Source organism: Meridianimarinicoccus marinus (assembly GCF_040689105.1).
Lineage (GTDB): Bacteria > Pseudomonadota > Alphaproteobacteria > Rhodobacterales > Rhodobacteraceae > Meridianimarinicoccus > Meridianimarinicoccus marinus.
Genome location: NZ_JBFBVU010000021.1, coordinates 1 through 18,459 on the forward strand (window position 1 = coordinate 1; position 18,459 = coordinate 18,459).

Below are 18,459 nucleotides of genomic sequence, written 5' to 3' on the forward strand. Positions count from 1 at the left end.
AAGTGGCCGACTTTTACGCCGCCCGCGACAGCACAATGCCGCCGCTACCGTGGCCGAGTATTGCTCCGCCGTTTACAAACCGAACGGGTCAGGCGAAAAACCTACCGGACCAGAAAACAGGCGCGCGCCGATGTGTTCGATTACATCGAGCGGTTCTACAACCCAACGCGTCGTCACTCGACCATTGGCTATCTAAGTCCTATGACCTTCGAGGAGCGAGCTATGAAAGCTTAAGTTGCCGTCCACGAAACCGGCAGCAGGCCAGTACACGGATGAGACGTCAACATGATCCGTCGCAAACATTGCGACGTAAGCTGTCATCAAGAATGGAGCACCCGGAAGTCGAATCCGCAAGAAAGCCGATCTCTGTGTTCAAACCACCAAGGGACAAGCCGACGCACAATCCAAGCCCAAGCAGAGCAGCAGAAATCAAAGCGGTGGCTATCGTCCAGCCAGACAACATTCTTCACAACATGATCATGCGTGAAGCCTGCGAAATTCACCAAGCCCCGCAAGGCGTTTCAGTCTTATGAACTACGAGGTCTCCGGACTGCCAAGCCTTGCCAACATCGCGTCCAGTGGTGACACTTCAGCTTGGCACAACCAGTGACATTTCAGAATGGTGTTTACAATCTGGAAGATCCAAAACCCCTTGCCGCTTTCCCAGACAGAAACCTGGGGTTCCAAATTGAACTTACCGCTGATTCCGGCGATGTGCATTTTTCCCTTGCCGAAACCGGTTTCGGAACCGACGGTAAGCCTTGGGAGGACGAAAATTGCATCCAGTCATGGAAGAATCGGCACGACAGCCCGCCGCGCGACGCGTCACCATCGCGGATGTGTCTGACGCTCTGGGCCTGACCAAAAGCACGGTCAGCCGGGCCATGAACGGCTATCCCGACATTGCCGAAAGCACGCGCGCTCGGGTCATGCGCATGGCCGATAAGATGGGCTATCGTCCGCTTTCCCACGCGCAGGCGATCCGGACCGGACGGGTCCGGTCCATCGGCTTCGTCATCGAAACCGCCGAGCATGATGCGCACCGTCCGTTTCTGGCCGAGTTTCTGGCCGGCATTTCCTCGGCCGCCAGTCTTGAGGGCTGGACCCTGACCGTCGCGGCCGCGTCCAGTCCCGGCAACACCCTGCAGATCATCGAGCGCCTGTGCGCCGACCGGAAGGCAGACGGGTTTATCCTGCCGCGTACGCTGCGCACGGACGATCGCATTGCGACCCTGCGCCGGCTGCAGGTGCCCTTCGTCATGTTCGGACGCACCGGCGATCCCACGGATTGCGCCTGGTATGACATTGCCGGCGAGGACGCGATGCAATCCGCCGTGCAGAAACTGGCCGCCTTGGGGCATCGGCGCATCGCCTTCGTGAACGGCGGAAAACAGTACAATTACACACACTTGCGGCACGAAGGCTATGTTGCCGGGCTGCAAGCCGCCGGTCTGACGTTTGACCCGGCGCTGGTGCGCGAAAACTGCATGTCCCCCGAAGACGGCCGCCGGGCCACCCGCGACCTGCTGGCGCTAGACCAGCCGCCCACGGGGATCGTCTTTGCGATGGATCGCGCCGCCCTGGGGCTCTACGACGCCGCGCGGGACCTGGATCTGCAAGTGGGACAGGACATTTCCGTCATCGCCTATGACGGCATCATCGAGGGCGCGACCATGACCCCGCCCCTGACCACCTTTTCGGTCAACATCCGCCGCGCGGGTGAACGCCTGGGGACGCTTCTGATCCGCCGCGTCCGGGGCTCTGCCCCTGAATCCCTGCGCCGGGTGGAACAGGCCACTTTTCTGGATCGCGGCTCGGCAACGGCGCCGGCCCGGTCGTCCGAAGAACTCGCGAACCTGCTTCGAAGCACCGCTGCGAAGCCCTGAACTTTCAATGGGAGGTAGAAGAATGACGAAACCGACTCTGCGCTTGTGGTCCACGGCGGCCCTGGCCCTTGTGCTCGCCGCACCGGGCGTGTCCGCCGAGGAACTGCGCTTCTGGACAACCGAAGAGCAGCCCGAGCGGCTGGCCAAGCAACAGGAAATGGCCGCCGCCTTCGAAACCGCCACAGGCCATTCGGTCGAGGTGATCCCGGTCACCGAAAGCGACCTCGGCACCCGCGCCACGGCGGCCTTCGCCGCAGGCGATCTGCCGGACGTGATCTATCACACCTTGCAATACGCCCTGCCCTGGTACGAGGCCGGAATCCTTGATCCGGACGCGGCCACCGATGTGGTCGAGAACCTGGGCGCTGACACTTTCGCGCAGGGCGCTCTGGCGCTGGCGGCCGTGGATGACGGCTATGCCTCCGTGCCGGTGGACGGCTGGACACAGATGATCGTCTATCGCAAGGATCTGTTCGAAGAAGCCGGACTTGAGCCGCCGTCCTCCTATGCCAACGTGCTGGCGGCGCTGGACGCCCTGCACAACCCGCCCGAGATGTACGGCTTCGTGGCTGCCACCAAGGTGGACGAAGCCTTCATGAGCCAGGTGCTGGAGCATGTGTTCCTGGCCAATGGCGTCAGCCCGGTCGACGAGAACGGCTTCGCACCGCTGGACGAGGCCAAGACCACCGAGATTCTGGACTTCTACAAGGCCATCGCCAAGGCCTCCCCTCCGGGCGAGCTGTACTGGGATCAGTCGCGCACGATCTATTTTGCGGGCGATGCCGCGATGATCATCTGGTCGCCCTTCATCCTTGACGAACTGGCCGGCCTGCGTGACAGCGCGCCGCCCACCATCAACGATGATCCGACCTCGACCGAACTGGCCTCGAAGACCGGTATCGTGACCAACTTCGCCGGCCCGTCCAATCCCGACGGCGCGGCCTGGGGCGACGTTCGGTACTTCGGAATCACCAATGATGCGTCGACCGACGCGGCAATGGAGTTTGTCGAGTTCAACCTGAGCGACGCTTACACCCAGACCCTGTCGATCGCACCGGAGGGCAAGTTCCCGGTCCGTCGTGGCGATGGTGAAAACCCCACCGCCTATATCGATGCCTGGGCCACCCTGCCCGTCGGCGTGGATCGCAAGGCACCCCTTGGCGACCTCTATGATCCGGCGATGATCGCCGAGATCGTCGGCGGTCTGGATGTGGCGCAACGCTGGGGCGTGGCCGAAGGGCAACTGTCGCTGGCCTCGAAGATGATCAACAGCCAGGTCATCAACCGCATCGTGCGGCAGTACATCGACGACGAGCTTGACGCCGCTGCCGCGGTCGCCGCGCTGAACGAGGAGCTGGGCGCGATCCAGTAAGGACCGCTTGCTTCTAACGGGGGTGCCGTGACCCAACGGTGCCCCCACCCCGAACACATCGGACTGTCACAATGACCACTGCATTGCCGCCTACGGGCACCGGGCCGCTCGCCAAGCGCGAGGCCCGGCTGGCCTGGGGTTTGCTTTCTCCCACCATCACCGCGGTCGCCCTTGTGGTGATCCTGCCGCTGCTGGCGGTGTTCTGGATCAGCGTCAAGCCCGTGGGGCTGGCCGATCTGCGCGCCGCCGCCCCCGTGGTGCGCGCCGACCTGCGCGGCGACGCCGCTGCCGCGGGCGACGAAATCACCGTGCGCTACCGCATCCGCAATACCAGCCAGGACAAGGAAATCCGCAAAGTCACCATGACCGACGGCTGGCCCGATGGCCTGACCCCGGTTGAACTTGATCCGCGCTGCGCCATTGACGAGGCCCAGTTGCGCTGTGACTTCGGCACCATGGAGGGCGGTTTTCGCGACCAGATCCTCATCCCCGTCACCGTCGGACAGGCCTTCCTGGACGCCGGCGGAGAGCTGGACGACATCGACCCGGTGTTGACCGGCAAGGCCGACAGCATCCTGACCAGCGGCGAATTCACCTTCGACAACTTCTCGCGCATCTTCGACGGGGACGAGTTCTGGGGCGTGCTCGGCGTCACCCTGTTCTACACGGTCTTCGGCACCATCGGCGCGCTGGTCTTCGGGCTGTTCGCGGCGCTGCTGCTGAACAAGTCGTTCCGGGGCCAGGGCATCCTGCGCGGGCTGTATCTGTTTCCCTATGTGGCGCCGGTGATCGCCGTTGCCTTTGCCTGGATCCTGCTGTTCGACCCGTTTTCCGGATCGGCCAACGCGCTGCTGATCCAGATGGGTGTGACCGAAGGGGCCATCAACTTCTTCGGCGAACGCCCGCTGGCCCTGATCATGGTGACGGTGTTCGAGATCTGGCGCTATTTCCCGCTGTCCTTCCTGTTCATCCTCGCCCGGATGCAGTCCATCGACGGCGACATGTACGAAGCGGCGGACATGGACGGCGCCTCTCCCTTCCAGAAATTCTGGTATCTTTCGGTGCCGCAACTTCTGGGCATTCTGTCGGTTCTGTTCCTGCTGCGCTTCATCTGGACCTTCAACAAGTTCGACGACATCTTCCTGCTGACCGGCGGCAACGCGGGCACCCGGACGCTGACTGTGAATGTCTATGAACAGGCCTTCGCGATCTCGAACATCGGCGCGGGCGCGGCGGTGGCAGTGGTGATCTTCTTCTGCCTGCTGATCTTCTCCTACGTCTTCTTCCGTTATGGCAATCAGGAGGAAGGGCTATGAGCTTCCTGCGCAACGGCCTTGTTACCAGCCCGCTTCTGGGCGCGCTGTGGACCTTCATCATCGCCACCACCGTGGCCGTGGCCATGTCCTTCATCACCGGGGCCGAGTTCCGCCCGTCGCTGCTGCTCTCGCTGTTCTGGGGCGCGGGGCTGGGTGTTCTGTGCCTGCCCGGACCACGGTGGAAACCGCTGGCCGGACTGGCCCTGCTGACGGTGCTGTCGCTGGTGGGCTTCGGCCCGCTGGTGATCGGATCCGAGGTGTCTTTCCTGTCGGGTCTGATCGGTGCGGTGGCAATGGCCGGGTTCAGCGCGCTGGGAATGGTGCGTATCCTGACGGAGTGCCCGCAAGGCACGCTGAACCGCCATGAGTTCGAGGCCGCGGTGATCCGCTTCCTGACCGGCTTTGGCTATATCTTCTTCACCGCCATCGTCGTCATCCCCTTCTACGTGATGGTGATGACCAGCCTGAAGAACCAGTCCGAGCTGATCCAGAACCCGCTGGATTTCTCGCTGGACCTGTCCAAGGGCTTTGACCTGTTCCGCAGCTACACCGAGTTGTTCAGCCAGTTCAGCTTCGGCTCGTACCTGTGGACCTCGTTCTACATCTCGGTGCTGACGGTTCTGATCACCCTGGCTTTCGCCGTTCCCGGTGCTTATGCGGTGGCCCGGCTGCGGTTCAAGGGGCGGGCGGCGTTCTCACGCTCGATCCTTTTGATCTACATGGTGCCGATGATCGTTCTGGCGCTGCCCATCTACATCGCCTTTTCCATGGCCGGGCTGCGCAACTCGATCACCGGGATCGTGATGATCTACCCGGTTACCACCATCCCCGTGGCATTGTACATGCTGCAGGGCTATTTCCGCGGCCTGCCCGCGGAGGTCGAGGAAGCCGGGCTGATGGACGGGCTGTCGCGACTGGCCGTGATCTGGAAGATCACCCTGCCGCTGTCGCTGCCGGCCATGGCTTCGGTGTCGCTCTATGTCTTCATGATTGCGTGGAACGAATTCCTGCTGGCCTTCATGCTGCTGGATGATCCCACGAAATTCACCCTGACGCGCGGCATCGCCTCGCTCAACTCTTCCGAAATCCCTCGCCAGCACCTGATGGCCGGTTCGGTGATCGCCACCGTCCCGATCATGGCGCTGTTCCTGGGGCTTGAACGTTTCATGACCAAAGGTCTCACAGCAGGATCCGTAAAAGGATGACACACCTCAACGAAACCGCCCGCGACATCCTTCGCAAGAACGATCGCGGAGGCTACACCGTGCCCACAGACGGGCTCTATCCCTACCAGTGGAACTGGGACAGCGTCTTTGCCGCCTGGGGGTTCGCAACCTTCGACAACGACCGCGCCTGGACCGAGGTCGAGACCCTGTTCTCGGGCCAATGGGACGACGGGATGGTGCCGCACATCATCTTCCACCAGTCCGATCCGGGATACTTCCCCGGCCCGGATGTCTGGGGCACCAACAAGACACCGCAGACCTCCGGCATCAGCCAGCCGCCGGTGGCCGCCACGATGGTCCGCAAGATCTACGAGATGGACCCGGAAGCCGGGCGGGCCCGCCTCGCCGCGCTCTATCCCAGGATGGTGGCCTGGCATCGCTGGTGGCACGACGTGCGCTGCGCCCCCGGCCCGGCCTGCATCACCCACCCTTGGGAATCGGGCCGCGACAACTGCCCCGACTGGGATGTGGGCATGGCCAATGTGGATGGCTCCAACGTCGGCCCCTACCAGCGGCGCGACACCGGCCATGTGGATGCCTCCATGCGCCCCGGCAAGGAGGACTACGACCGCTACATCGCGATCCTGCAATTCGGAAAGGCCTGCGGCTGGAACCATGCCGAGATCATGGCGAACGGTCCCTTCCTGATGGCCGATCCCGGCATCACCTTCATCTTGCTGCGCGCCCATCGCGACTTGATCGCGCTGGGGCAGGAACTGGGCGAGGATGTGTCCGAGATCACCGGCTGGGCCGACGCGCTGGAAGCCGCCGTGCCCAGCATCTGGAACCCGGATCTTGGCGCCTATGACGCCCGCGACATCCGCACCGGCACCTGGGCCAACAATCTCAGCTCGGCCGCCTATCTGTTCCTCTATGCCGGGATCGAGAACCCGGACATGGACGCGCAGATGCAGCGCACCTGGGACGCCGTGACCTACGGCATCCCCTCGTCCGATCCCGAGGCCGCGCATTTCGACCCCCGCCGCTATTGGCGCGGGCCGATGTGGCCGGTGGTCAACTCATTGATCGCCCTGGGCCTCAAGGACAGCGGCCGGGACGCCGACGAGGCGCGCCTGCGCCGCGAAACCGCCACCCTGATCGAGAAATCGGGGTTCTACGAATATTTTGATCCCGTCGACGGCACCCCCTGCGGCGGATCGAACTTCACCTGGACAGCCGCCATCTGGCTGACCTGGGCCGGGAGGGACTGATGGCATCCATCGAACTGAAATCCGTCGAGAAATGGTTTGGCGAGGTCCAGGTTATCAAGGGCGTCGACCTGACCATCAACGAAGGTGAATTCGTCATTTTCGTCGGTCCTTCGGGCTGCGGGAAATCCACGCTTCTGCGGATGATCGCGGGGCTGGAAGAAACCTCGCGCGGGCAGATCATCATCGACGGGCGCGACGCCACCGCCGAACCGCCGTCGAAACGTGGGCTGGCCATGGTGTTCCAGTCCTACGCGCTGTACCCGCACATGTCGGTGCGCGACAACGTCGGCTTTCCGCTGAAATCCGCCGGTGTTCCGAAGGAGGAGATCGACGCCAAGGTGGCCGAGGCCGCACGGGTTCTGAAACTGGATCCCTACCTCGATCGCCGGCCCAAGGATCTGTCGGGCGGGCAGCGGCAGCGTGTGGCCATCGGGCGTTCCATCGTACGCGACCCCACCGCGTTCCTGTTCGACGAACCGCTGTCGAACCTCGATGCGTCCCTGCGGGTCGAGATGCGCTACGAGATCGCCAAGCTGCACCAGACCCTGAACGCCTCGATGATCTATGTGACGCATGACCAGGTCGAGGCGATGACCCTGGCCGACCGCATCGTGGTGCTGGAGTTCGGCAAGATCGCGCAGGTCGGCACCCCGCGCGAGTTGTACGACAGCCCGGCCAATCTGTTCGTGGCGCAGTTCATCGGCAGTCCCAAGATGAACATCCTGCCCTGCTCCTCGAACGGCGGGCAGTACACCGTGGCCGGTGGCCGCGGCGGGCCGGTTTCGGGTGCAGCCGTGCATCTGGGCATCCGCCCCGAGCACATCGTGCTGGGTGCCGAGGGCACCGGGCAGGTCGATGGCGTGGTGGATGTTCTGGAATATCTTGGCGCTGACACCTTCCTGATCTTCGACTGCGGCGAGGCCGGGCAGGTGACGGTGCGGATCAACGGAGACACCGATCTGAAACCCGGTGACCGCCTGGGGCTGACGTTCGACCCGGACCGGCTGCATTTCTTCAGCGCGGATGGTTTGGCCATCTGAGGCTAAGTGCAAGCTGACAAGACACGGATGCCGCCCGAAGTCCGGGCGGCATCCGACACTTGTTATACTTCAAGTTGTTTTCTGTTTTATTACAGTGTGTTGCATCTATTTTCTCGCGCATATCATCGCATGATAAACCGACGTTTCCCCGGCGCAGCCCGTCGTCCAGCTCCAGCCTGACCCGTTGTCCCACCTTCCGCCCTTGCAGGACCCGCGCCGGGCGGGCAAGAACCAAGGCAAGGATCGCACGCCACGCGATACCACGGGAAGGGAGCGGGACATGTCGCCCACGGGCTGGCGCTCACAGATGACGACACGCGTCTCCGGCCTTGGGGACGTCGGCGACCGCTGGGCCGTCTGGCTGGCGTCGGGCCTTTGGGCGATCTGGGCATGGGCCACTGCATCGGGCAGTTGGACGGCCTTCACCCCCACAGACTTCCCCGTGAACGGTCTGCCGCACCCGGTTGCAGCCGCGGCGGCGCTGGCGGTTGTCCTTTTTTTCGGGGGACGAAGGGCGCTCGCGTTGCTCCTGCCATTGGTGCCGCTGGTGCCGCTGTTGGATCTGAACGGTGGGCTGCTTGCCGCCTCGCTCGGCAGATCCGACCTTGTCCTGCTGGTCCTGAACCTGATCCTCGGCACCAGCATCGGCGTGGCGGCGCTGTGGCTATCACGCCAGCGGGTCTGGCCCGATCCCTATCCGGTATTGATCGCGACAATGGCGGTCGGGCTTTCAGCGCTTGGGCCCGGGCTTTGGGGCATCCTTTGGTTGCTGTCGCAGGCCGAGCCTTCGATGCGCGCCGATCCTTCCGCCCTGCCACTGGCGTTGCAGCAATCGGTTCTGGCCGCCCTCGTCACCACGGCCGGGCTTGTCCTGATGGCCAGCGGCCATCGCTGGCTGTTGCGGTTGTCGGATCTGTTCGGCCTGATCCTGCTGGGACTGACGGCATTCCTGCTGACGCTGCCCGGCACGGCCCCCGGATTGACCCCGGTCCTGCTGGCGCTGCTGCCTGTCCTGTTCCTGCCTCTGCCGGTGGCCACACTGGGCCTGATGCTGGTGGCAGGCGCGATTGCGCTGTGGCCGTCGATCCTGACGGTCCTGCCCGCGCCTGAGCCCCTGGCCGGGCAGATGATGCCGCTGGTCGCCACAATGGCAATCTGGGGTCTGGTCAGCCGTCTGGCCAGCTTGCGGATGCGAGACTATCTGGCCCGGAGTGGGGCCGATGTCCGCCATCTCCTGCGAATGACCGACAGCGGGCGGCTGACTGTCGACCCGGACAAAGGCCTCGTCCACGCCGACCCCGATGCCGCGCAGCTGTTGGGGCTACCGCGCGAGTTTCCCTTGCAAACCCTTCTGGCCCGCCTGCCCGACACCCCGGATCTGTCAGAATTTCTGGAAGGCCTTGCCCTGCCGCCCGCTCCAACAGAACGGATCCGCCTGCAAGGCGCGGGCGCGGCGACTTTGGCCGGCTTCTGGCGCACCCCCGGCGGACGGGTCGAGGGGGTCGTGAGCGCCCTGCCCGCCACGACCAGCCCCTGAGTTTCAGACCAGGGACACCAACGCTTCGCAGATCCGAACCGGGTCATAGCGCGCCGCTGCCGCGCCGCCGCACAGGTTCAGACCGACGCAGGGCAGACCGTGTTCATTCGCGATCCGCCGCACATCAGCGTCGCGCAGTCCCCGCTTGTCACAGAGAACCGCCGTCAGCAATCGGTCCGCCGGACAATCCTGCCCGGCATCGGCGCGCAGGGCGGCCAACAGGGCCGTCACCTGGTCGGGCAGATCCATCCCCAGACATTCGGGATCGGCCCCGAGGCTGGGGATATAGAGCTTGGGCACCGCGCGCTGCGCCACGCTGCGGCCCACGCCGTGCGGCAGAAGGTTGGCAATGACGCTGGTGAACAGGCTGCCCGGCGGATAGCAAATCAGGTCGGCGCGTTCGATCAACCGGCGGTTGCGTTTGGGCAGTTTCACCGCGTTGCGCTCCAGCCGCACACCATCTCGGGTCAGGAACAATTCGCGGATGGGAGAGCCGATGGGTGGCACTTCCTTGCCGGTGATCTCGCGCTGGCCCTGCACCGTCTGACCGTCCGCCAGCACCGCGCCAAGGCCCAGGTTGCTGTCGATGATCGACCGTACCGTGCCCTGCACCGCCACCATCTTCGACATGATGAACAACACCGGTTCCAACGCCCGGTCGTGGGTCAGATAGCCGCCCGCCAGGATCAGGTTGCCGACGCTGGCTCCGGCGAAGTCGAACCCTTCTGGGCAATGCGCCGCGAAGGCCCGCAGATGCGACAGGATCAGGCTGCGCATGGGCTGGGACACGGCATCCATCAGCGGGTGGGTGGTGTCCAGAAGGGCGGCGAACTCCCGCTCCAGCTTCGCCCGGCTGGCCCCGACGGGAAAGCGATGGGTGAACAGGGCGAAGATATCGGGCTGGCCCAGATCGCTTTCATCGGCCAGCGCCATCAGGCGGCTGCGCAGATCGCCCACCGCGGGCATGTCGAAGGCCCGGCGCAGCACCTGCGAACTGCCGCCGCTGTCGAACGGCGTCATCAGGTGGATCGAATTGTGGGTATAGGCCTTCAGCCGGCGCGAAATGCCGTTCAGGGCGCTGCCGCCGCTGAAAAACAGCAGCCGTGGCCCCAGCCCCGGCGTGCTGCGCGCCCGCGCCACCCGCAATTCGTCGGGGATTTCGGCAGTCCGCGAGATGTGCAGGTGTGACACGGTGGTTCTCCCAGAAAATCGCCACACGGCCAGCGAATTGACATGCAACTGTTCTATCAAGGCTATATCACCCGCCCATGTCCGGCTTGAACCGCTTTCTCGACCAGATCCGTCCCACCGTGCGCGCCGTCATTCGCCGCGACGGGCGCTTGCTGGTGCAGGTCAAGCAAAAGCCCGGACAACCAACCTATCTGACCCTGCCCGGTGGGCGGCAGGACCCCGGTGAAACCCTGGAGGCTGCGGTTGCACGAGAATGCCGTGAGGAAATCGGCGCCGAGGTCGTGGTCGGCCCGCTTCTGCATGTGGCCGATGTTTTCAAACCCAAGCACGGCAAGCTGCGCCACCAGATCGAGGTTCTGTTCGCCTGCGAGGTGGCCGCGAACTACATCCCCCGCCTTGGGCTGAAACCGGACAAGTCCCAGATCGCCACCATCTGGGTGTCGCCGGATGATCCCGTGCGAGCCTTTCACCCGAATTATGGCACCGCCCTTGGCGACAGCGCGGCACCGATCTACCTCGGGCGGCTCGATGGCTAGGCTGCCGCACGCGATGGACGAGAACCTGCATTTCCTCTGCGCCGAGGTGGAGGGTCAACTGACCAGCCTGGAGGGATATTTCACCCGTCCCGACACCGCGATGGCCCGACAGTTGCTGTTACGGGCGGGTTATTCCCACAACCTGCAATCGCGGGTTCTGCGCGCCAGCCAACAGGCGCTGAGCCGCGGCAAACCGGCGGCGGCCCGCCAGCTTGTGCTGCGCAACGCGGCCCTGGTGGCGCGCAACCTCGATCTCATCAGCCGCATGGCGCGCCGCAGCCTGCTACATGCGGAGGAGGTCCGGCATACTCCGCTGCTGCGCCCCGAGGCCTACCCCAAACCCATCAAGCGCGTGCGCCAGGCGGTGACCGGGATCAATGCAGCGATCGATGCGCATGACAGCAGCGGCGCGGTAAAAATCGGCCAGGTGAAGGGCGATCTGGACGCGCTCTATGAGCATCTCTTCGCGGTCTACACGCAGGATATGCGCAAGTCCAAGCAGACCGAAGATCTGTCGAACGCCCTATTGGCCGCCAATGAAATCAGACGGATGGGCGACGCGCTTCAAGGGATCAGCGAGGCAATCCTGTCGGTCTCCATCGGCCAGCCGGTGCAATTTGAACGCTATTTCGCCCTCAAAGGCATCCTGTCGGATCAGACCATGGACGAGGCCGATCTGACCCTGAAGCCGCTGGCCGAGACCCGCTCTGGCAGCGGCATTTCGGGACTACGCGGCAAGACCGCTGCGGGCGATGAAATCAACGCGGTGTTCAAGGATGGCGAGATCGCCAAGGTGAAGGAGGAACGCCAGGGCGTCAAGAAATGGGACTCGGTCTATCCCGGTCTGGCGCCCAAGATCCTGTCCTATGAAAAGCGCGGCCAATCGGCGGCGCTGTTGATCGAATACCTGCCGGGGCACACCTTCCAGCATGTGCTTCTGAACGAAAGCGATGCGCTGCTGGCCGAGGCCCGAACCGCCCTGACCCGCACCCTGCGCGATGTCTGGCGCCGCACCCGCACCGAGGAACCGGCGGACATGGCCTCGATGCAGCAGTTGGCGCGGCGGATGCCCGATGTCTACCGCGTGCATCCCGAGTTCCGGCGCGGCGAGACACGTCTGGGCAAGCTGTCCCTGCCCGCGTTCGATGCATTGATCGCGCAGGCCGGGGCGCGCGAAACGGCTTTGCCCGCGCCGTTCTCGGTGCACATCCATGGCGACTTCAACCTCGACAACGTGATCTATGACCCGGCGGATCGGAAGATCCATTTCATAGACCTGCACCGGTCGCGCTTCATGGACTACGTGCAGGATGTGTCGGTGTTCATGGTGTCGAACTATCGCTTGCAAATCCAGGACGCGCAGTTGCGCAACCGGGTGGCGGTTGTTGCGGGCGATGTGCATGCCATGGCCGCGAAATTCGCCCGCGCGCAGGGGGACAAGACCTTCGAATACCGGCTGGCGCTGGGGCTGGCACGCTCCTTCGCGACCTCGACCCGTTTCGTCTTCGACAAGGCCCACGCCCGGCGGATGTTCCTGCGCGCGCGCTATCTGCTGGAACTGGCGCTGGCCTGTCCGCACGGCAAGGAAGCGCGGCTGCGGCTGCCCATCAAGGATCTGTTTGGTGACTGAGAAACGCATCGGGGTGATCGGCATTCCCGGCAAATGGTCGACCGAGGCGCTGGCCGATGCGGTCGCGGCGCGCACCGGGTTCCGTCTGGTGATCGACATGGCGCAAGTGGTGCTGGACCTGGGTACGGGCAAATTGATGTTTCAGGGTCAGGATCTGTGCCAATTGGACGGGCTGATCGTCAAGAAGATCGCCGAGGTCTACAGCCCCCACGCGCTGGACCGGCTGGAGATGCTGCGGCTGGCCGAGGCGCGCGGCGTGCGGATCTTTTCGCGGCCCGAAGCGATCCTGCGCCTGATCGACCGGCTGGCCTGCACCATGTCCCTGACCCTGGCCGGCGTACCGATGCCCGACACCGTCGTGACCGAGGACGCAGGCAAGGCGCGGGAGGCCGTCCGGACCTTTGGCACCGCCGTCTTCAAACCGCTCTACAGCACCAAGGCGCGCGGCATGTGCCTGATCAAGGACGGGCCCGGTGCCAAGGCGAACATCGCGGATTTCGCCGCCGACAACCCGGTGATGTACATCCAGAAGAAGCTGGACCTGTCGGGGCAGGATCTGGGCATGGTGTTTCTGGGCGGCGAGTACCTGTGTACCTATGCGCGGGTCTCCGGCGGCGGCACCTGGAACACCACCATTCACGACGGCGGAGTATACGTGCCCTTTTCCCCCGACCCGGCCCTGATCGCGTTGGGCCACAAGGCGCAAGCGCCCTTCGGGCTGGACTTCACCACCGTCGACATCGCCCTGACCGGTGACGGCCCCATCGTGTTCGAAGTGTCGGCCTTCGGCGGATTTCGCGGCGTGCGGGACGGCTGCGGGATGGATGCCGCTGCCCTGCTGACCGACCACGTATTGGCAAGGATCCCCGCATGACCCCGCTCACCAACACCGCCGAGGTTCTGGACCTGCTTGACCGGACGCCCCTGACCGATGTGCCACCGCTGTGTATCGCGGTCGGCCCGTGGCGCCTGCGCCTGCTGTGCCAACCGCCGCTGAGGGACGACCTGGCCGAATATTTCGCGGAAACCCTGGCCGGTGACGGCCCCTCTGATGCCACCGTCGAGGTTCTGGAAGGCCAGACCTTGGACCCGGCCCCGATCTGGCGCGACTGGCGGCGCGAAGCCGGCAAGACCGGCCGCAAGGATGCCACCTGGGATCTGACCGATGGCCGGCTGATCCACAAACGCCGCACCGGCATGACCTTCCTGCAATCGCCGCGGGCTCTGATTGCCTTCGGGCCGTGCCGCGCCAACCCGCAGCAGATCATCAATTTCATCAACACCCAGATCCTGAACCACGGCCAGCGCGCGGGCTGGCAGATGTGCCATGCGGCGGCGGTCACCAACGGCCCGTGCGGCCTTGCCATCGCCGGGTTGTCGGGGGGCGGGAAATCGACCTCGATCCTGCGGATGCTGGACATTCCCGGCACCGCCTTTGTCACCAACGATCGCCTGCTGGTGCGCGCTGCGGACCGGGGCACCAAGGGCCTTGGCATTCCCAAGCAGCCGCGCATCAACCCCGGCACCATCCTGCACAACTCGCGTCTGCATCCGCTGCTGTCCAAGGCCCGGCGGGCTGAATTGGCCGCTATGCCGCCGGCAGACCTTTGGGCGCTGGAAGAAAAGCACGACCTGATCGTGCCCCGGATCTACGGGCCGGGCCGGGTGCGCCACGATTGCGCGCTGACCGATTTCTGGGTGCTGAACTGGCAGCATGACAGCCCCGCACCCGCCACGGTGCGCGACGTGTCCCTGCCCGACCGTCCCGATCTTCTGGCCGCGATCATGAAGGCCCCCGGTCCGTTCTATCAGGATGCCCAGGGCCGCTTTCGCGCGGATACCGACTCGCTGGATCCGGCGGCCTATCTGGCCGCGCTGGACGGGGTGCGGGTGCGCGAGGTCGCGGGCCGGGTCGATTTCGACACGCTGTATCGGGCCGGTGTGGATTTTCTGGCACCGGGTTGAGAGGGATTGGCGCAGGCGCCGTCGTGGGCTATCCCCGCCGCATAAACACGCAACAGGAGCAGGCAGCCCCATGGCCGCGACCGACGGAAAGTTTCGCCACGAATCCCTGCAGGATCGCAAGTCGATCAAGGCCTTGCTGGAAGCCATCACCAAGGGCATCGGCAAGGGCGAACTGACGTTGAGCGAGGGCGACGACTGCCTGACCCTGCCGCTGGACCAGCTGATGACCCTGCGCGTGAAGGCCGACCGCTCGGACGGGACCTGCCGCGTCGATCTGCGCATTTCCTGGAGCGAGCGCCAGACCGATCTGGCAGAACGCCCGGCCCCCACGGTCAAGTGAGCCACGGAAAAGGCCGCCCCGAAAGGCGGCCTTTCAACGCGCGTCCGACGGCTCAGGTGCGTTGCGAGAACACCGCGCCCTTCACCAGGTTGCCATAGGGCCGCGCGAGGGTGAGGTAAGCGTTGTAGCTTTCCTCGACCTCGGCGAACACCGGGTTCTCGGCGGCAAGGTCCTGCATGACCTCGGCGACGGCGGTCTTCAGGGCGTCGATGACATCCTCGGGAAACACGTCGAATTGCACGCCCTGTTCCTTCAACTGCTGGTAGGCCACCGCGTTGAAATATTCGAACTGCGCCGTGGTCTCGACCGATGCCGCTTCGGCCGCATTGGCGATCACCGCCTGAAGATGCGCGGGCAGGCTGTCATAGGCGTCCTTGTTGACCACAATCTCCAGCGCCGCCGAAGGCTCGTGGAAGGCGGGCATGTAGCAATAATTGGCGACCTTCTGCAGACCGAAGGCCTGATCCAGCAGCGGGCCGACCCATTCGGCGGCGTCGATGGCGCCGGACTGGAAAGCCGGGAAAATCTCGGGCGGCGGCAGCAGCACCGCGTTGACCCCCAGCTTGCGCATGGCCTCGCCGCCCAAACCGGCGATGCGCATGTTCAGACCGGCCAGGTCGTTGACAGTGGTGATCGGGGTCTTGAACCAGCCCGCGGCCTGCGCGCCCGAGTTGCCGGAATAGAAGGGCACCAGCCCGCGCTCGGCGTAGATCCGGTTCCACAGGTCCTGCCCGCCGCCATAGCGCAGCCAAGCTGTGGTTTCGACGGCGGTCATGCCGAAGGGCACCGCCGAGAAGAAATGCAGCGCCGAGTTCTTCGAGGCCGCGTAGTAGGGCGTCGAATGACCGATCTCGGCCGTGCCCTGCTCCACCGCATCCTCGACGCCGAAGGGCGGCACCAATTCGCCGCTGGAGAAGACCTTGAGGGTCAGCTGGCCGTCCGACATGGCCGCCACACGCTCGGCAAAGGTGGTGGCATTGGTGCCCACCCCCGGCGCGCGGGCCGGGAAGGAGGTCGGCATTTTCCAGGTGATGTTGCCCTGGGCAATCGCCGGCACGGCCAGCGCGGTGGCGGGCAGCGCAAGCGCGCCGGATTTCAGAAGGTCACGCCGTTTCATCACGGTCTCCCTGTGGTTGGATTTGGTCAGAACAATACTCCGGGCAGCCATGTCGCCAAGCCCGGAAACAGCGCCAAAAGTCCGATTGCGGCAATCTGGATCGCCACGAAGGGCACGATCGCGTGATAGATCGCGGCGGTGCGGATCTGCGGGGGCGCGACCGAGCGATAATAGAACAGCGCGAAGCCGAAAGGCGGCGTCAGGAAGCTGGTTTGCAGGTTCATCGCCACCAGCACAGCGAACCACACCGGGCTGATGTCCTGTTGCAGCAGGATCGGCCCGACGATGGGAATGACGATGAAGATGATCTCGACGAATTCCAGAAGGAACCCCAGCAGGAAGATCACCAGCATGGTCAGCGCCAGCATCCCCCAGGTGCCACCGGGCAGACCCTGCAGCAGGTCAGCCACCATCTCGTCGCCACCGAAACCGCGAAACACCAGTGACAGGATCGACGCAGCGATGATGATCCCGAATATCATGCCTGAGACGATCAGTGTCTCGACAATGGCCGGGCCGAGGACCCCGGCGCGCAGCAGCACCGCGCAGGCATAAAGCAACCCCAGCCCCAGCAGCGCCACCAACCCACCCAACAACAGGGTATGCGGCCCGATCATCAGCGCGCCCGCGCCGAATTCGGCCCGGATCCCTGCCGCCGAGGCCAGCAGCAACAGGCAGGTCAGCCCGGCCAGCGCCCCGGCCAGCCACGCATGGCGGCGTCCGGTCTGGGCCAGCGCGATCAGCAGGGTTCCGGCCACGCCCACCCCCGCGGCCTCGGTGGGCGTGGCGACGCCCATCAGGATCGATCCCAGAACCGCCACGATCAGTGCCAGCGTCGGCAGCGTGCCCAGAAGCAGTTCGGACAAGGCCATCGGTTCAGGCGCGGGCGCCTTGGGCGCAGGCGCAGGCCCGCCGCGCAAGCGGACCACAGCGTATAGCGCATAAAGCACCACCAGCAGCAGCCCTGGCAGCAGGGCACCCGCGAACAGGTCGCCCACCGTTACCGGATCGGGGGCAAAATTCCCGGCGATCTGCTGCGCCTCGATATAGGCGTTGGACACCTGATCCCCCAGCAGGATCAGCACAATGGACGGCGGGATGATCTGGCCCAGCGTGCCGCAGGCGCAGATCAGCCCGCTGGAGGTGCGCGCGTCGATCCCGGCGCGCAGCATGCTGGGCAGGGTGATGGTGCCCAGCATGACGATTGTGGCCCCGATGATCCCGGTCGAGGCCGCGATCAGGGCCGAGACAAGGATCACCGACAGGGCCAGCCCGGTGCGCGATCCGCCCACGGCGCGGGTGATGTTGTTGAGCATCCGCTCGGCCTGCTTTGAGCGGTCCAGCATCACGCCGACCAGCACGAACAGCGGCACCGCCAGCAGCAGGCGGTTTTCCATGATGCCGAAGATCCGCTGCGGCACTGCCTGGAAATAGACCGGCTCGAACGCGCCGAACAGGGCGGCGATCAGCGCGATCAGGGTCGGCACCCCCGCGATCACGAACAGCACCGGCACCCCGGACAGCAACGCGGCCAGAAGCGATCCGGCCAGAAACAGCACCCACAGGGTTTCAGCTTCCATGTTCGGCCCTCCGCCGCCGCAGCAGCGGCACCAGATCGGCCAGTGCGATCAGGATGACCAGCAGACACAGCACCACCACGGTGGACTTTACCAGGAACAATCCTGCCAGCCCTCCGGTCTCGCGCGAGCCTTCGTGGATCGCCCAGGACGCGGCGACCAGAGGCCACGCGTTGACCAGCAGCAAGGCAAACACCGGCAAGGTCAACAGCAGATGCCCGGCACGATCCACGCCGGCCTGCCAGCGCGGCGGCATCCGTTCGCGCAACACATCGACACGCACGTGACGGCCCGCGCGCATGGCCAGCGGGATGGTCAGCACCACGAGGCAGGCGAAGGCATAGCTGACCGCGTCCTGCAGCTCCAGAAACCCGACGCCCAGCACATAGCGCAGCAGCACGATCGTCACCTGCCCGGCGAACATCACGGCGAAAAGCCCGGTGCAAAGGGCCAGAAGGCCACGGTTCAAGACATCGACCAACTGGTTCACAACAGGGCCCCTTTCGGGCCGAGCC

The 18,459-nt window shown here is 64.7% G+C and carries 17 protein-coding genes; 13 read left to right on the forward strand and 4 right to left on the reverse strand.

The genetic code is table 11. The features are described from left to right. From AB0T83_RS14690 to AB0T83_RS14725, 8 genes are all read left to right on the forward strand, one after another. Positions 1–234, forward strand: a 234-nt coding sequence (locus AB0T83_RS14690) for an IS3 family transposase (protein ID WP_366193966.1), incomplete at its 5' end; no start/stop codon positions are given. Between the two features lie 554 nt (positions 235–788). Further along, positions 789–1,886, forward strand: a complete 1,098-nt coding sequence (locus AB0T83_RS14695; RefSeq protein WP_366193968.1) for a LacI family DNA-binding transcriptional regulator — start codon at positions 789–791, stop codon at positions 1,884–1,886. Between the two features lie 22 nt (positions 1,887–1,908). Next, positions 1,909–3,258, forward strand: coding sequence for an ABC transporter substrate-binding protein (locus AB0T83_RS14700; protein WP_366193970.1), 1,350 nt, complete (start codon positions 1,909–1,911; stop codon positions 3,256–3,258). Between the two features lie 71 nt (positions 3,259–3,329). Beyond that, positions 3,330–4,574: a carbohydrate ABC transporter permease gene (locus tag AB0T83_RS14705; RefSeq protein ID WP_366193972.1), complete on the forward strand. Its 1,245-nt coding sequence runs from the start codon at positions 3,330–3,332 to the stop codon at positions 4,572–4,574. Further along, positions 4,571–5,779 (forward strand): carbohydrate ABC transporter permease, encoded by a 1,209-nt coding sequence (locus AB0T83_RS14710; RefSeq protein WP_366193973.1) that lies wholly within the window; start codon positions 4,571–4,573, stop codon positions 5,777–5,779. Before AB0T83_RS14705 ends, AB0T83_RS14710 begins: the two co-directional genes overlap by 4 nt. Further along, on the forward strand, positions 5,776–7,011 hold the full coding sequence (locus AB0T83_RS14715) for an MGH1-like glycoside hydrolase domain-containing protein (protein WP_366193975.1): 1,236 nt from the start codon (positions 5,776–5,778) through the stop codon (positions 7,009–7,011). The genes AB0T83_RS14710 and AB0T83_RS14715 overlap by 4 nt, the downstream gene beginning before the upstream one ends. Beyond that, positions 7,011–8,051, forward strand: a complete 1,041-nt coding sequence (locus AB0T83_RS14720; protein ID WP_366193976.1) for an ABC transporter ATP-binding protein — start codon at positions 7,011–7,013, stop codon at positions 8,049–8,051. Before AB0T83_RS14715 ends, AB0T83_RS14720 begins: the two co-directional genes overlap by 1 nt. 307 nt (positions 8,052–8,358) lie before the next feature. Continuing rightward, positions 8,359–9,588: a hypothetical protein gene (locus tag AB0T83_RS14725; RefSeq protein WP_366193977.1), complete on the forward strand. Its 1,230-nt coding sequence runs from the start codon at positions 8,359–8,361 to the stop codon at positions 9,586–9,588. A 3-nt stretch (positions 9,589–9,591) separates the two neighbouring features. Here the strand turns inward: AB0T83_RS14725 and AB0T83_RS14730 are convergent, their stop codons facing one another. Continuing rightward, positions 9,592–10,779 carry a GAK system CofD-like protein gene (locus AB0T83_RS14730; RefSeq protein WP_366193978.1) on the reverse strand — a complete coding sequence of 396 codons (1,188 nt, stop codon included), beginning with the start codon at positions 10,777–10,779 and terminating at the stop codon, positions 9,592–9,594. A gap of 77 nt (positions 10,780–10,856) precedes the next feature. Between AB0T83_RS14730 and AB0T83_RS14735 the strand changes: the two genes are divergently transcribed. The 5 genes from AB0T83_RS14735 to AB0T83_RS14755 all read left to right on the forward strand — a co-directional run bounded on the left by AB0T83_RS14735 (position 10,857) and on the right by AB0T83_RS14755 (position 15,250). Further along, positions 10,857–11,315, forward strand: a complete 459-nt coding sequence (locus AB0T83_RS14735; protein ID WP_366193979.1) for an NUDIX domain-containing protein — start codon at positions 10,857–10,859, stop codon at positions 11,313–11,315. Next, on the forward strand, positions 11,308–12,945 hold the full coding sequence (locus tag AB0T83_RS14740; RefSeq protein WP_366193980.1) for a phosphotransferase: 1,638 nt from the start codon (positions 11,308–11,310) through the stop codon (positions 12,943–12,945). Before AB0T83_RS14735 ends, AB0T83_RS14740 begins: the two co-directional genes overlap by 8 nt. Continuing rightward, the gene (locus AB0T83_RS14745) at positions 12,938–13,819 is read left to right on the forward strand and encodes a GAK system ATP-grasp enzyme (RefSeq protein ID WP_366193981.1); all 882 of its coding nucleotides are present in this window, start codon (positions 12,938–12,940) and stop codon (positions 13,817–13,819) included. The genes AB0T83_RS14740 and AB0T83_RS14745 overlap by 8 nt, the downstream gene beginning before the upstream one ends. After that, complete coding sequence (locus AB0T83_RS14750; protein WP_366193982.1) at positions 13,816–14,910, forward strand: HprK-related kinase B; 1,095 nt, start codon at positions 13,816–13,818, stop codon at positions 14,908–14,910. Before AB0T83_RS14745 ends, AB0T83_RS14750 begins: the two co-directional genes overlap by 4 nt. 70 nt (positions 14,911–14,980) lie before the next feature. After that, entirely contained in the window at positions 14,981–15,250 is a 270-nt protein-coding gene (locus AB0T83_RS14755) for an amphi-Trp domain-containing protein (protein ID WP_366193983.1), read from the forward strand. Between the two features lie 52 nt (positions 15,251–15,302). Here AB0T83_RS14755 and AB0T83_RS14760 read toward each other — a convergent pair whose 3' ends face one another. Genes AB0T83_RS14760 through AB0T83_RS14770 form a run of 3 tightly spaced genes read right to left on the reverse strand, consistent with a single transcriptional unit; the run spans position 15,303 to position 18,434 of the window. Then, a complete protein-coding gene (locus tag AB0T83_RS14760; protein ID WP_366193984.1) occupies positions 15,303–16,367 on the reverse strand; it encodes a TRAP transporter substrate-binding protein in 1,065 nt (354 codons plus the stop codon). A gap of 26 nt (positions 16,368–16,393) precedes the next feature. Next, entirely contained in the window at positions 16,394–17,947 is a 1,554-nt protein-coding gene (locus AB0T83_RS14765) for a TRAP transporter large permease (protein ID WP_366193985.1), read from the reverse strand. Beyond that, a complete protein-coding gene (locus tag AB0T83_RS14770) occupies positions 17,937–18,434 on the reverse strand; it encodes a TRAP transporter small permease subunit (protein ID WP_366193986.1) in 498 nt (165 codons plus the stop codon). Before AB0T83_RS14770 ends, AB0T83_RS14765 begins: the two co-directional genes overlap by 11 nt. Positions 18,435–18,459: the final 25 nt, after the last annotated feature.